Origin of the sequence: Novosphingobium sp. KACC 22771 (assembly GCF_028736195.1) — a bacterium.
Lineage (GTDB): Bacteria > Pseudomonadota > Alphaproteobacteria > Sphingomonadales > Sphingomonadaceae > Novosphingobium.
Map to the genome: position 1 here is coordinate 1,552,645 of NZ_CP117881.1, position 12,327 is coordinate 1,564,971.

11 protein-coding genes are annotated in these 12,327 nt (G+C 64.6%); 4 read left to right on the plus strand and 7 right to left on the minus strand.

Annotation, left to right across the window (positions count from 1 at the left end; all coding sequences use genetic code 11):
• Nucleotides 1-3 precede the first annotated feature (3 nt).
• Nucleotides 4-639, plus strand: a complete 636-nt coding sequence (locus PQ467_RS07125; protein ID WP_274175807.1) for a CoA transferase subunit B — start codon at nucleotides 4-6, stop codon at nucleotides 637-639.
• A 58-nt stretch (nucleotides 640-697) separates the two neighbouring features.
• Here PQ467_RS07125 and PQ467_RS07130 read toward each other — a convergent pair whose 3' ends face one another.
• The 7 genes from PQ467_RS07130 to ligK all read right to left on the minus strand — a co-directional run bounded on the left by PQ467_RS07130 (nucleotide 698) and on the right by ligK (nucleotide 9,055).
• Nucleotides 698-2,299, minus strand: a complete 1,602-nt coding sequence (locus tag PQ467_RS07130; protein ID WP_274175808.1) for a DHA2 family efflux MFS transporter permease subunit — start codon at nucleotides 2,297-2,299, stop codon at nucleotides 698-700.
• Nucleotides 2,300-2,310: 11 nt separating this feature from the next.
• Nucleotides 2,311-3,504, minus strand: coding sequence for an efflux RND transporter periplasmic adaptor subunit (locus PQ467_RS07135; RefSeq protein WP_274175809.1), 1,194 nt, complete (start codon nucleotides 3,502-3,504; stop codon nucleotides 2,311-2,313).
• Between the two features lie 6 nt (nucleotides 3,505-3,510).
• Complete coding sequence (locus PQ467_RS07140; RefSeq protein WP_274175810.1) at nucleotides 3,511-4,935, minus strand: efflux transporter outer membrane subunit; 1,425 nt, start codon at nucleotides 4,933-4,935, stop codon at nucleotides 3,511-3,513.
• A 220-nt stretch (nucleotides 4,936-5,155) separates the two neighbouring features.
• A complete protein-coding gene (locus PQ467_RS07145; protein WP_274175811.1) occupies nucleotides 5,156-6,085 on the minus strand; it encodes a LysR family transcriptional regulator in 930 nt (309 codons plus the stop codon).
• A gap of 67 nt (nucleotides 6,086-6,152) precedes the next feature.
• On the minus strand, nucleotides 6,153-7,031 hold the full coding sequence (locus PQ467_RS07150) for an amidohydrolase family protein (protein WP_274175812.1): 879 nt from the start codon (nucleotides 7,029-7,031) through the stop codon (nucleotides 6,153-6,155).
• A 13-nt stretch (nucleotides 7,032-7,044) separates the two neighbouring features.
• Nucleotides 7,045-8,106, minus strand: coding sequence for a 4-oxalomesaconate tautomerase (locus PQ467_RS07155; protein WP_274175813.1), 1,062 nt, complete (start codon nucleotides 8,104-8,106; stop codon nucleotides 7,045-7,047).
• Nucleotides 8,107-8,380: 274 nt separating this feature from the next.
• On the minus strand, nucleotides 8,381-9,055 hold the full coding sequence (ligK, locus tag PQ467_RS07160) for a 4-carboxy-4-hydroxy-2-oxoadipate aldolase/oxaloacetate decarboxylase (protein WP_274175814.1): 675 nt from the start codon (nucleotides 9,053-9,055) through the stop codon (nucleotides 8,381-8,383).
• Between the two features lie 113 nt (nucleotides 9,056-9,168).
• Here ligK and PQ467_RS07165 point away from each other — a divergent pair, with 113 nt between their 5' ends.
• From PQ467_RS07165 to PQ467_RS07175, 3 genes are all read left to right on the plus strand, one after another.
• Complete coding sequence (locus PQ467_RS07165) at nucleotides 9,169-10,332, plus strand: LysR family transcriptional regulator (RefSeq protein ID WP_274175815.1); 1,164 nt, start codon at nucleotides 9,169-9,171, stop codon at nucleotides 10,330-10,332.
• Nucleotides 10,333-10,425: 93 nt separating this feature from the next.
• Nucleotides 10,426-11,265, plus strand: a complete 840-nt coding sequence (locus PQ467_RS07170; RefSeq protein WP_274175816.1) for an NAD(P)-dependent oxidoreductase — start codon at nucleotides 10,426-10,428, stop codon at nucleotides 11,263-11,265.
• A 6-nt stretch (nucleotides 11,266-11,271) separates the two neighbouring features.
• Nucleotides 11,272-12,297, plus strand: coding sequence for an amidohydrolase family protein (locus PQ467_RS07175; RefSeq protein ID WP_274175817.1), 1,026 nt, complete (start codon nucleotides 11,272-11,274; stop codon nucleotides 12,295-12,297).
• Nucleotides 12,298-12,327 lie beyond the last annotated feature (30 nt).

Genomic DNA, 12,327 nt, shown 5'->3' on the forward strand with positions numbered 1-12,327 from the left:
GCGATGGCTTGGAACCGCAATGAAATGGCCGCCCGCGCCGCGCGTGAGCTTCAGGACGGCTTTTATGTGAACCTTGGCATCGGCATCCCGACGCTGGTGGCCAATTATGTGCCCGAGGGGCTGACCGTCACGCTGCAGAGCGAGAACGGGATGCTTGGCATCGGCCCGTTCCCCTATGAGGGCGAGGAAGACGCCGACCTCATCAATGCGGGCAAGCAGACGATCAGCGAGTTGCCCCATTCGGCCTATTTCGACAGCGCGCAGAGCTTTGCCATGATCCGTGGCGGCCATATCGACCTGACCGTGCTGGGCGCGATGGAAGTGTCGGAAAATGGCGACATTGCCAACTGGATGATCCCGGGCAAGATGATCAAGGGCATGGGCGGCGCGATGGATCTGGTCGCGGGCGTCAAGAAGATCATCGTGGTGATGGAGCATTGCGCCAAGGATGGCAGCCCCAAGTTCATCCCCGCCTGCACCCTGCCGCTGACGGGGCGCAATGTGGTGGACATGATCGTCACCGATCTGGCCGTGTTTGCGCGGCCCGACCACAACAGTCCGTTCAAGTTGGTCGAACTGGCCCCCGGCGTTACCGCCGAGGAAGTGCGCGAAAAGACCAGCGCGCATTACGTCGAATAAGGCAAACCGCCTGACAGGAAAAAGGCTGGGGTGGAGATGATCCGCCCCGGCCTTTTCTTTAGTCCACGACCACCGCGCCGCCCTGTGGCGGGGCCGGTTTGCGCGTGCACCAGAGCAGCGCCAGCATGGCAATGCAGCCCATGCCCGCAAACCAGAAGATGTCGAGCGAGGAAAGCAGATAGGACTGGTTGATCATCTGTCCTGTCAGGGCGCCGGTGGCCTGCGTCTTGCTCATGCCGATGGTCTGCAAATGGTCCATCGCCTGAACATAGGCCGGGTTGGCACTGTTGGCCGCCTCGGCCAGACGGCTTTGGTGGAGCACTTCGCGCCGGTCCCAGAAGGTTGTCGTGATCGAGGCGGCAAAGGCGCCCCCGGTGATGCGGGCAAAGTTTGAAATGCCCGTGGCCGAGGGAATGCGATGCGGCCCCAACCGATCAAACGACAGCGTCGTCATCGACATGAAGAAAGTGCCCATCGCCGTGCCCTGAACGATCGAGGGCAGGACGAAATGCCAAAGATCGGTGTCGGGCGCGAAATGGGTGCGCATCATGTAGGACCCGGCAAAGGCCAGCAGCGCATAGGTGGCGACATAGCGCAGGTCGAGCGTGCCCGCCGCCCGCGCCACCAGCGGCGCCAGCAAAAAGGCCACCATGCCCGCAGGCGCCGAAACCAGCCCCGCCCATGTCGCGGTATAGCCCTGCTGGGTTTGCAGCCAGAGCGGCATCAGCAGGTTGCTGGCAAAGAAGAAGCCATAGCCGAGGCAAAAACACAGCGTGCCGATCGCGAAATTGCGGCTTTTGAACAAGGTGAGATCGACCGCGGGATGCTCCTCGGTCAATTCCCAGATCAACCACGCGAAGAAGCCCAGAACCGCCACCACCGAGAGCGCGCAGATGAAGGTGGAATTGAACCAGTCCTCATCCTTGCCAAGGTCGAGCACGACCTGAAGCGAGCCCACCCACAGCATCAGCAGCGCCACGCCGCCCCAATCGAAGGGCAGCTTGACCGGCGGGGTGTTATAGGACCGCATCCGCGCCATCAGCACGCCCACGGTGATGAAACCCACCGGAACGTTGATAAGGAAGATCCAGCCCCAGTGGTAATTGTCGGAAATATAACCGCCAAGGATCGGCCCTAGCACCGGCCCGACCAGCGCCGTCATCGACCAGATCGACAGGCCCACGGTGCGCTTTTCCGGCGGGAAAATCGCCAGCAGCAGCGCCTGGCTGCCCGGAATCATCGGGCCCGACACCGCGCCCTGAAGCAGGCGGAACACGATCAGCGAGGGCAGCGACCAGGCGATCCCGCAAAGGAACGAGGCCAGTGTGAAGAGTGCCACCGAAGCGATGAACGTGTTGACCAGACCAAAGCGCCGCATCAGCCAGCCTGTCAGCGGCACGGTCACGCCATTGGCCACGGCAAAGGCGGTGATCACCCAGGTCGCGGTGCTGCTTGCCTCGCCCAGATTGCCCGAAATGGTGTTGAGCGCGACATTGGCGATGGTGGAATCGAGCACCTGCATAAAGGTGCCCAGCGCAAGGGCGAAAGCGGCCGAAAACAGCGCCACGCCATGCAGCGGCGGTGGCGTTGCGGCGCTGGCGCCCTCATCGGCTGTGGCGATATCGCCCGCGTCCTGATCTTGCGAAGGGGATTGGCTCATGACCTGTGCCTTTATCGCCCGGCGTTGGCCGCGATGATCCGGCGGATGCGCGCCTCGATCTCGGGGCTGACGGTATCGACGGGTTCACTGGCCTGCGCGGCGGCGGGGATTGCGGTCACGGGCTGGCCGGTGCCCTGGCTCGTGTCCACGCTGACCGTCACCGACAGGCCAAGGCGCAGCGGATGGGCGTCCAGTTCCTTGGGGTCGAGCGCGATGCGGACCGGCACACGCTGGACCACCTTGATCCAGTTGCCGCTGGCATTTTGCGCGGGCAGCAGCGCGAAGGCCGCGCCCGATCCGGCCGATAGGCCGATAACCTTGCCGTGGAACACCACCTTCTTGCCATAGGCGTCGGAATGCAGCGTGGCGCTTTGCCCGATGCGCAGATCGGCCAATTGCGTCTCGCGGAAATTGGCGTCCACCCAGACCTTGCGCAGCGGCACGACCGACATCAGCGGCGTGCCGGGCGCAACCTGCTGGCCCATTTGCGCGGCGCGCTGGGCCACGATGCCGTCAACGGGCGAGACCAGGTGCATATGCGAACGCGCGATGGCCGCGCGCTTGACCGCCGCAATCGCGGCCAGAACCGCCGGATTGCCCGCCACATCAACCCCGCCCACGCTGCTCTCCGCATCGGCGCGGTGGCTGCGGGCAAGATCGAGGTTGGCCTGCGCCATGCGCACGGCCTCGCCTGCGTGGGCGACTTCTTCGGCGGAAATGGCGCCCGAACTCACCGCCTTTTCGCGGCGCGTCAGATCGCTCTTGGCAGCGGCAAGGCGCACCTCGGCCTGCGCGATTTCGGCATCGGCCGTGCCCACCTTGGTAAAGCCGGAGCGCACGGTGCGCGCCGCGCGGGCCAGTTCGGCCTCGGCGGCGGCCAGTTGCGCGTCTGCCAACGCCGGGTCCAGATCGACCAGCGGCTGGCCCGCCTTGACCGCCTGCGTGCTTTCGGCATGAACCGCAATCACGGTGCCGGGGTCGCGCGCGGTGATCTGGGTAATGTTGCCCGCGACATAGGCGTCGTCGGTTTCCTCGCTGGCCGCGCTCATCATCACATAGGCGCCGTAACCGGCCACGCCGATCAAAGCCGCCACGCCCAGCATCAAAAGACCCTTGCGGCGGGCGGCGCTCTTGGACGTTGTGCTGTTGCTGTCGGCCATGGCGGCGGTATTGTCCTTGTCGAAAGAATGGGTTTGCTGGTTCATGGCGAATTACTTTCCGGCCGGGGCGGCGGCGGGCTGATCGGCGATCGGGGCAAAGCCACCCCCCAGCGCGATCAGCAATTGAACACGTTTGACGGCCCCATCGGCGGCCAGATCGACCTGCGCCTGACGCGCGGAAAGCAGGCGTTCGCCCGCACTCAGCACGTCCAGATTGGTCGAGAGGCCCGATTGCAGCCGCACCCTGTCAAGCGAGACGGTCTTTTCCAGACCAGTGAGGATCTCGGCCTGCTGGCGCGCATCGGCCCGGTTGGTCTCCACGCCCGATAACGCATCGGCCGCCTCGCGCACCGCGCCGACCACCGCCTTGTTGTACTGGGCTATGGCAATGTCGGCGCCCGCCACGGCCTGACGATACTGGGCGCGGATCGCGCCGCCCGAAAAGATCGGCAGATGAATGGCGGGACCAAACCCGCCGGTCAGCGCGCTGCCCGTAAACAGCGAGCCGATGCCCAGCGCCTGAGCGCCCACAAAAGCGCGCAGATTGACGTTGGGATAGAACTCGGTTTTGGCGATCTTTTCGCCCGCCATAGCCAGCTTGACTTGCTCACGCGCCGCCAGCAGATCGGCGCGGCGGGCCAGCAGGTCGGCGGGCAGGATTTCGGGCACCGGCAAAGCCTTGTCGAGCGCCAGCGTCGGCGCGGTCAACCCATCGCCATAATCCGCCCCGCGCCCCACCAGCGCGGCCAGCGCATGCACCGCCAGCGCCCTTGCGCCCAGCGCGCGGGTCAGGGCCTGTTCGGCCTCGGACTGCAGGGTGCGCGCGCTGGCAATGTCAAACTCATTGCCCAATCCCGCATCGCGCCGCGCCGTCACAATCCGCAGCGAGGCCGAGCGCGAGGCGACAAATTCGCGCGCGATCCGGGCCTGCGCCTCGGCACGGGCGAAATTGACATAGGCCTGGGCAACATTGCCCGCCAGCGCCACGCGCGCGGCGGCCAACTGCAACTCGTTGGCATGGGCATAGACCTTGGCGGCCAGCACCAATTCCTTTTGCCGCCCGGCCAGATCGAGCGACCAGTCCAGATTGGCCTGCGCATTGGAGATCCACGTCCACGATCCGCCCAGCGGCGCGGGATAGATGTAGCGGTTCGACAGGCGCTGATCGATGGCGGTGACATCGGCCGAAACCTGCGGCAACAGGCCCGAACGCGCGTTGGCGATCAGACCGCTTGCCATGCGCAGTCGCGCGGCGGCCTCGTCGAGCGAGGGATTGCCCGCCAGCGCGTCGGCCATGATCCGGTTCAACTGGGGATCGCCCAGCGCCAGCCACCAGTCGGCGGCCACCGGCACCGGCGCGGAATTGGTCAGCCCCAGATCGGCGGCCTCGCGCGGTTTGAACTGCGGCTTGTCATGGGGCAGGGCGGCGCAACCGGCCAGCAGCGGCCCGGCCAGCATGGAGATAGTCAAAGCCATGGCCATCTTTCGCGATGTCCGCGGCCTTGTAAGGGATTGAGTCATGGGTAGCTTTCGTTCCTCTTCCTGACGGATTTCCGGGGGCCGACAGAAAGTTTTGCAGGGGCGGGCCATGGGCGGTCCGTCCTGATACTGACAATTGTGTTATAGTGCAGCGCAGCGTCAAGGATTATCCGCCCCTGCGGCATAATAGTGTTTCTCAATCGAATATAATTGCGGATCAATCTTTGTATCCATGGACCCACTTGGGCAGGGTAATATGCGGGCGCAGAAAATCGAGCAGGGCGCGCACCCGCGCCGGGCGGGCGCGACCCGGCGGCGTGATCAGATATAGCGGGCCGGGCGGCGTGCTCCATTCGGGCAGCAACTCGATCAGTCGCCCGGCACGAAGATGATCCCAAACGAAATATTCCGCCATCAGCCCGATCCCCACGCCCGCCACCAGCGCAGGCACCAACGCATCGGCGTGATTGGCGCGATAGCGGCCGCTGACACGGACGGTCACAAGGTCCTCATCACCGCGCGCGAATTGCCATTCGTGGCTGTTGGCAATGTGGCTGGGCAAAACGGCGGGATAACGGGCCAGATCCTGCGGCGTTTGCGGCATGCCCAACCGTTCAAGCAATTCAGGCGCCCCCACCAGCGGGCGGCGCAGCGAGGACAGGCGCATCGCACGCAGGCTGGCCGAATCCCCGTCGATCCCCACCTGAATGGCCGCATCGAACCCTTCGGCCACCAGATCGACCCGGTTTTCGGTCAGCACCAGATCGACCTCAATCTCCGGATTGGCCTTGAGGAATTCCGGCAGGACCGGCGCAATCACCTCAACGCCCAAAGCGCTGATCGAGGCGATGCGGACAAGACCGCGCGGGATGGCGGCTTCGTCCAGAATATCGGCCTCGATGGCCGCGCCGTCGATCAGAATGCGCGCCGCGCGTTCCAGCGCGAGCCGCCCGGTTTCGGTCAGCGACAATTTGCGCGTTGTTCGGTGAAACAGGCTGGCCCGCATGCGGTGTTCCAGCCTGGTGATGGCCTTGGACACGGTGGTCTTGGCCAGACCCAATTGATCGCCTGCGCGGCTGAAACTGCCGCATTCGGCCACTTTGGCAAAAATGGCCCATGCTTCAAGATCGGGTAGCGAATGCGGCATGGCAGTCCTTTGCCCCATGCGGCAAAGAAGGGGAAGGGGGCATTGGCGCCGCCTTCCCCCTGATGCATCAGAGTTCTTCGGGCCAGTAAAGGCGCATCGGATTGGTCACGAGCAGCTTTTGCTGAAGCTCGGCCGTGGGGGCGATGCGCGGGATCATGTCGACGATATGGCCATCATCGGGAATTGCCTTTTCCATATTGGGATGCGGCCAATCCGTGCCCCATATGCAGCGGTCCGAATAATCGGCCACCAGCGGGGCGACAGCGCGGGCGAAATTGTCCCAAGGATCGCCTGCGGCCAGATCGAGGCGATCAGGGCAGGTGGGCTTGAACCAGATGTCGTCCCGGCTGTCGAGCAGGCTGCGGAACGCTTTCATATCGGCGCCATTGGGCCCTTGCGTCACATCGGGGCGGCCCATGTGATCGACCACCACCAGGCGGGGCAGGGCGGCGATGAAGGGGCGCATTTCCTCAAGGATATCGGCCTCGAAATAGATGACGATATGCCAGTCCTTGGGCAGGCGGTGCGCCACTTCAAGGAACTTGTCCTTGGGCGCATCATCGACGAGGCGCTTGAGAAAGTTGAAGCGGATGCCGCGCATCCCGCCTTCGTGCAGGGCGGCGATGTCCTCATCGCTGATCGCCGGATCGACCACGGCTACGCCGCGCGCCTTGCCGCCCGATACGGCGATGCCGTTCAAAGTGGCGGCGTTGTTGGTGCCGTGGCACGAGGCCTGAACGATCACATTGCGCGAAAAGCCCAGATGGTCGCGCAGCGCGAAGAGCTTGTCCGGGCCAGCGTCTTCGGGAAGGTATTTCGCTTTGGGGCTGAAAGGAAATTGCGCCATCGGGCCAAACACATGGCAATGCGCGTCAATCGCGCCCGGTGGCGGGGTATAGGCGGGCTTCGACGGATTGCCGTGCCAGCTGGTGATACGTTCAGACATTGATCTCTCCTGATTATCCGAAAACGGTGCCGTCCATCAGCTTGCGCGCGGTGCGCAACAGGGCAGCGGTCTTCACATCGCCCGCTTCATCGGTTTCCAGCACGCAGGTCATCTCGCCGGTGGGATGCTCGACCGACAGGGTCTTGCGCGCACCTTCGGGGATTTGCGCCACCTCGGCGGCGGGCGAGCCCTTGAGCAGGCAGGCCGTGGCCACCGACACCGCGCCCAACACGCCGATCGTCGCATGGGCGCGATGGGGGATGAACGAGCGCACCGTGACCGCGCCGCCGTTCCTGGGCGGGGCCACCAGCATCATCTTGGGGACGGATTTTTCCTTCACATCGCCAAGATTCATTCGCTCGCCCACAGCCAGACGGATCGCTTCGATCTTCGCTTTCAGCTCGGTGTTGGCGTCCAGCCAGTCGCGGTCCTCATAGCCGGTGATGCCCACATCCTTGGCCTTGAACACCACACAGGGCATACCATTGTCGATCAGCGTCACGCGCACGCCATTGACCTCGTCCACTGCATTGCCCGTGGGCAGCAGCGCGCCGCAGGAGGAACCGGCGGTGTCGCGGAATTCCAGCGGGACGGGAGCATGGCTGCCGGGAACGCCGTCGATCTTGGCCTCGCCCTGATAGGACACCGCGCCGCCCGGCGTCTGGACCGTGGCGACGGCCACCTGCCCGGTGTTTTCCATGAAGATCGCCACGCGGGTTTCTTCGCCCGTTGCTTGGATTAGCCCGCGTTCAATCGCAAAGGGGCCGACACCGGCCAGAATATTGCCGCAATTCTGCGCGTCGGTCACAATCGCCTGATCGACGAAAACCTGCAAAAACAGATAGTCCACATCAATGCCGGGGCGCTCGGACTTGCTGACGACCGCAACCTTGCTGGTCAGCGGATCAGCGCCGCCCATGCCGTCGATCTGCACCGGATCGGGCGAACCCATCACGCCCAGCAGAAATGCATCGCGCGTGGCGGTGTCGGCGGGCAGGTCCGATTTCAGGAAATAGCCGCCCTTGCTGGTGCCGCCGCGCATCCACATGCAGGGGGAGGAGAGGTTGGTGGGCATGGGTGTTTGTCCCTAAATAGATAAGGAGGAAATGCGAGGGTCTAGACCCTCGCGCTCCCGTTACTGTCTTTGTTGCGCGCCACGGGTTCGGCGTTGAGTGTCGGACGCTGCCTTGGAGTTTCAAAGCCTGCGGCGCGGAGGGCAATGACCTCACCGCGCCGCAGGCTTTCATCATGTTCCGCCCCCAAGCACTGCCTCGGCCACCGAAACGCACCCCCATTAACGGGATTGCCAAGGGACGAGTCCCTTGGCCCGCCGGAGGCACCCTTCACCTTCAAACGTACTTCAACCCTTCCTTCTCCAACCGCTCGCGCATGTTGTAGATGTCCAGCCCCAGCACGCCTGCGGCCAGCTTTTCGCGCTTGGCGGCTTCGTTGGCCTCGCGGGCCTGCGCCGCTTTCAGCACTTCGGCGGCTTCCTCGCGGCGGACCACGCAGACGCCATCGTCATCGGCCACGATCACATCGCCCGCGTTGACCAGTTGGTTGGCGCAGATGATGGGGACGTTGACGCTGCCCAGCGTGTTCTTGACAGTGCCTTGGGCATAGACGGCCTTGGACCAGACGGGGAAGTTCATGTCGGTCAGGTCGCGCACGTCGCGCACGCCCGCGTCAATGACGAGGCCGCGGCATCCACGCGCCTGTGCGCTGGTGGCCAGCAAGTCGCCGAAATAGCCGTCCTCGCAAGGGGAGGTGGGGGCAAGGACGAGGATGTCGCCTTCTTTCAACTGTTCGATGGCGACGTGGACCATCCAGTTGTCGCCGGGCGCGGCGCTGATTGTCACGGCGCTGCCCGCGATGCGCGCGCGCGGATAGATCGGGCGCATGTAGCTGGCCAGCAGGCCCTTGCGGCCCTGCGCTTCGTGAACGGTGGCAACGCCGCATGCGGCGAGGCTGTCGATGACATCAAGGGGTGCGCGCTCGATGTTCTGGACGACGATGGAAGACATGAAGATCCTCTCTGGGTGGTCGATAATTGGCTGGCATGCGACATGCGCCGGGGCGCCGTCACGCTCCAATGCGAAGTTGTCGGCGGCTATAAGTTTCTGCTAAATGTGCGGGCATGATTGAAAATGGAATCGGGGATCGCCCCCTCAATATCCGCCATTTCGCGGCCCTTGCCGCGACCGTGCGCCATGGCAGCCTGACCCGCGCCGCGCGGGCGGTAAACCTGACCCAGCCCGCCCTGACGCAGGCCATCGCGGGGTTGGAGGCAAGTCTTGGCGTGACCCTGTTTGAACGCAGCGCGCAGGGCATGACGGCCACCGAACCGGCCCTGTTGATGGCGCCGCGCGCCGAGGCCGCGATCGAGCATATCGGCAGTCCGCGCGTGACGGGAACCCAGCTTCGCGCCCTGCTCGCGCTGGCCCGTGCGGGCAGCTATGCCGGGGCAGCCGAGGCCACCGGCCTATCCTCGGCCAGCCTGCATCGCGCGGTGGCCGATCTGCAGGTCGCGCTGGGCCAAAGGCTGGTGGATCGTCGGGGGCAGCATGTTGCCCTGACCCCCACGGGCCAGAGGCGCGCGCGCGGATTTGGCCTGGCTATGGCCGAATTGCGCGCCGGTCTGGCCGAGGTGGCCACATGGCAGGGTAAGGCGGCGGGGCGCATCATTGTGGGGGCCATGCCTTTGTCGCGCGCGCGCTGGTTGCCCGAGGCGATCAGCCGTTTTGCCCGTGAATATCCGGGCGTGGGCATGATGGTGGTCGAGGGCAGTCATGGCGAATTGTCGGGCCCGCTGCGCGATGGTGAGATCGACCTGATGCTGGGCGCGCTGCGCGAAGGGGCAGAGGCCGAAGGCTTGGCGGGCGAGGCGGTGTTTGCCGATACGCCCGTGCTGGTGATGCGAAAGGGGCATCCGCTGGAAGATGTGGCCGCGCCCGGCGCCGAGCTGGCGGATTATCCTTGGATTTTGCCCGGTTCCGAGACCCCGCTGCGCCGCCATTGGCAGGCTATGCTGCGCGCGCTGGGTGCCGAGCCCCCGAGGGTGGCCATCGAATGCGGGTCGGTGATGACGATCCGGCAATTGCTGCTGGATAGCGACAGCCTGACTTTGCTGAGCCGGTCGCAGGTTTCGGTTGAACTGGACGCGGGTGTGTTGGTCGCCCGCGAATTGGCCTCGGGCTTTTCGCGCAGCATCGGGATCACCACGCGGGCCGGGTGGCGGCCCACCGCGACGCAGCAGGCCTTCGTGGCCATGCTGCGTGAATGCGGGGCGGCTCAAGGCTGATGGGGTTTGCAAAAACTTATGGTGGCGGATGCCTTTCGATTGGTGCGCGCGCGAGGCTTGGCGGCATGGCTGTTGCAATAAGGAGATTCCTACGTGTCACATACTATATCCCTGATCGGCTATGGCGAGGCAGGCTCCACCTTTGCCCGCGCGGGCGGTTGGGGTGAGGCGGCTGATGGAGCGGGGGGCAATGCCCGCGCCGGTGTGTGGGATCTGCGCCCCGAAAGGCTGGCGCTGGCCGCGCAGGACGGGTTGATGGTGGCCGACGATGCGCAGGAGGCGCTGGCCGGGCGCGAGATGGTGCTGTCGCTGGTGACGGCCGACAGCGCCTTGCCCGCTGCGCAGGAATACGCCGCATTTCTGCCCAAGGGCGCAATCTGGGCTGATTGCAATTCGGTGGCCCCCGGCACCAAGCGTGAGGCCGCCGCCGCGATTGAGGCGGCGGGCGGGTGCTATGTCGATGTCGCGGTGCTGGCCCCGGTCGATCCGGCGCGGCTGAACGTGCCGCTGCTGCTGGCCGGGCGTGAGGCGGGGCGGGCGGAAACCATGCTGCGCGAGGCCGGTTTCGCCAATATCCGCATCGTGGGCGATGAAGTGGGCCGGGCCTCGGCCATCAAGATGATCCGCTCCGTCATGGTCAAGGGCATCGAGGCGCTGACCGCCGAAATGATGCTGGCAGCGCAAGAGGCGGGCGTGGTCGATGAGGTGCTCTCCAGCCTGGATGCCAGCGAGAAGGCTTGGCCCTGGGCCAGGCGCGCGGCCTATAATATCGAGCGGATGGTGACGCATGGCGTGCGCCGCGCCGCCGAGATGGAGGAATCGGCCAAGACCCTGACCGGGCTTGGCATCGAGCCGATGATGACCAACGGCACCGTTTTGCGCCAGCGCGAGATGGCGGGCCGTCAAGAAAGATTGATCGAGGGAAAGGAGTAAACCCCCGTGAGCCTGATTATTGACTGTCATGGCCACTATACCGTTCTGCCCAAGGGGCATGACGCGTGGCGTGAGGAACAGAAAGCCGCCTTCAAGGCTGGCGTTGCTGCTCCGGCCTATCCGAAGATCAGCGACGATGAAATCCGCGAGACGATCGAAGCCAACCAGCTTCGCCTGATCAAGGAACGCGGCGCGGACCTGACCATTTTCAGCCCCCGCGCCAGCGCGATGGCCCCCCATGTCGGCGATCAGAGCGTGGCCGTGCCTTGGGCGCGCGCCTGCAACGATCTGATCGGGCGCGTGGTCGATCTGTTCCCCGGCGTGTTCGAACCGGTCTGCATGTTGCCCCAGTCGCCTGAGGCCGACCTGACCAATTCGATTGCCGAGCTGGAACGCTGCGTCAACGAGATGGGCTTTATCGGGTGCAACCTGAACCCCGATCCGGGCGGCGGTCATTTCAAGCATCCGCCGCTGACCGATCCCTACTGGTTCCCCTTCTATGAGAAGATGGTCGAACTCGACGTTCCGGCGATGATCCACGTTTCGGGTTCGTGCAACCCGGCGATGCATGCCACGGGCGGCTATTACATCGCGGCCGATACGATTGCCTTCATGCAATTGCTCGAAGGCGATCTGTTCAGCCGCTTCCCCACGCTGCGCTTCATCATCCCGCATGGCGGCGGCGCGGTCCCCTATCACTGGGGCCGTTATCGCGGTCTTGCCGATATGCTGAAAAAGCCGTCGCTCGACACCCATCTGATGAACAACATCTTTTTCGACACCTGCGTCTATCACCAGCCCGGCATCAACCTGCTGGCCGATGTGATCGACAACAAGAACATCCTGTTCGGGTCGGAAATGGTGGGCGCGGTGCGCGGGATCGACCCCACCACCGGTTTCTATTTCGACGACACCAAGCGGTATGTTGATGCTCTGGAGATTTCGGACGCCGAGCGTCACGCGATCTTTGAGGGCAATGCCCGCCGTGTGTTCCCGCGTCTGGACGCCAAGCTGAAGGCGCGCGGCCTTTAATCAACGATCCGCCCGCCCGGCAGCAACCGG

Excerpts from the sequence above, each read along its gene's own strand:
- PQ467_RS07165 (WP_274175815.1), top strand. The coding sequence starts at position 9,169 with ATGATTGAAAATGGAATCGGGGATCGCCCCCTCAATATCCGCCATTTC.
- ligK (WP_274175814.1), bottom strand. The coding sequence starts at position 9,055 with ATGTCTTCCATCGTCGTCCAGAACATCGAGCGCGCACCCCTTGATGTC.
- PQ467_RS07125 (WP_274175807.1), top strand. The coding sequence starts at position 4 with ATGGCTTGGAACCGCAATGAAATGGCCGCCCGCGCCGCGCGTGAGCTT.
- PQ467_RS07140 (WP_274175810.1), bottom strand. The coding sequence starts at position 4,935 with ATGGCTTTGACTATCTCCATGCTGGCCGGGCCGCTGCTGGCCGGTTGC.
- PQ467_RS07145 (WP_274175811.1), bottom strand. The coding sequence starts at position 6,085 with ATGCCGCATTCGCTACCCGATCTTGAAGCATGGGCCATTTTTGCCAAA.
- PQ467_RS07155 (WP_274175813.1), bottom strand. The coding sequence starts at position 8,106 with ATGCCCACCAACCTCTCCTCCCCCTGCATGTGGATGCGCGGCGGCACC.
- PQ467_RS07150 (WP_274175812.1), bottom strand. The coding sequence starts at position 7,031 with ATGTCTGAACGTATCACCAGCTGGCACGGCAATCCGTCGAAGCCCGCC.
- PQ467_RS07135 (WP_274175809.1), bottom strand. The coding sequence starts at position 3,504 with ATGAACCAGCAAACCCATTCTTTCGACAAGGACAATACCGCCGCCATG.
- PQ467_RS07130 (WP_274175808.1), bottom strand. The coding sequence starts at position 2,299 with ATGAGCCAATCCCCTTCGCAAGATCAGGACGCGGGCGATATCGCCACA.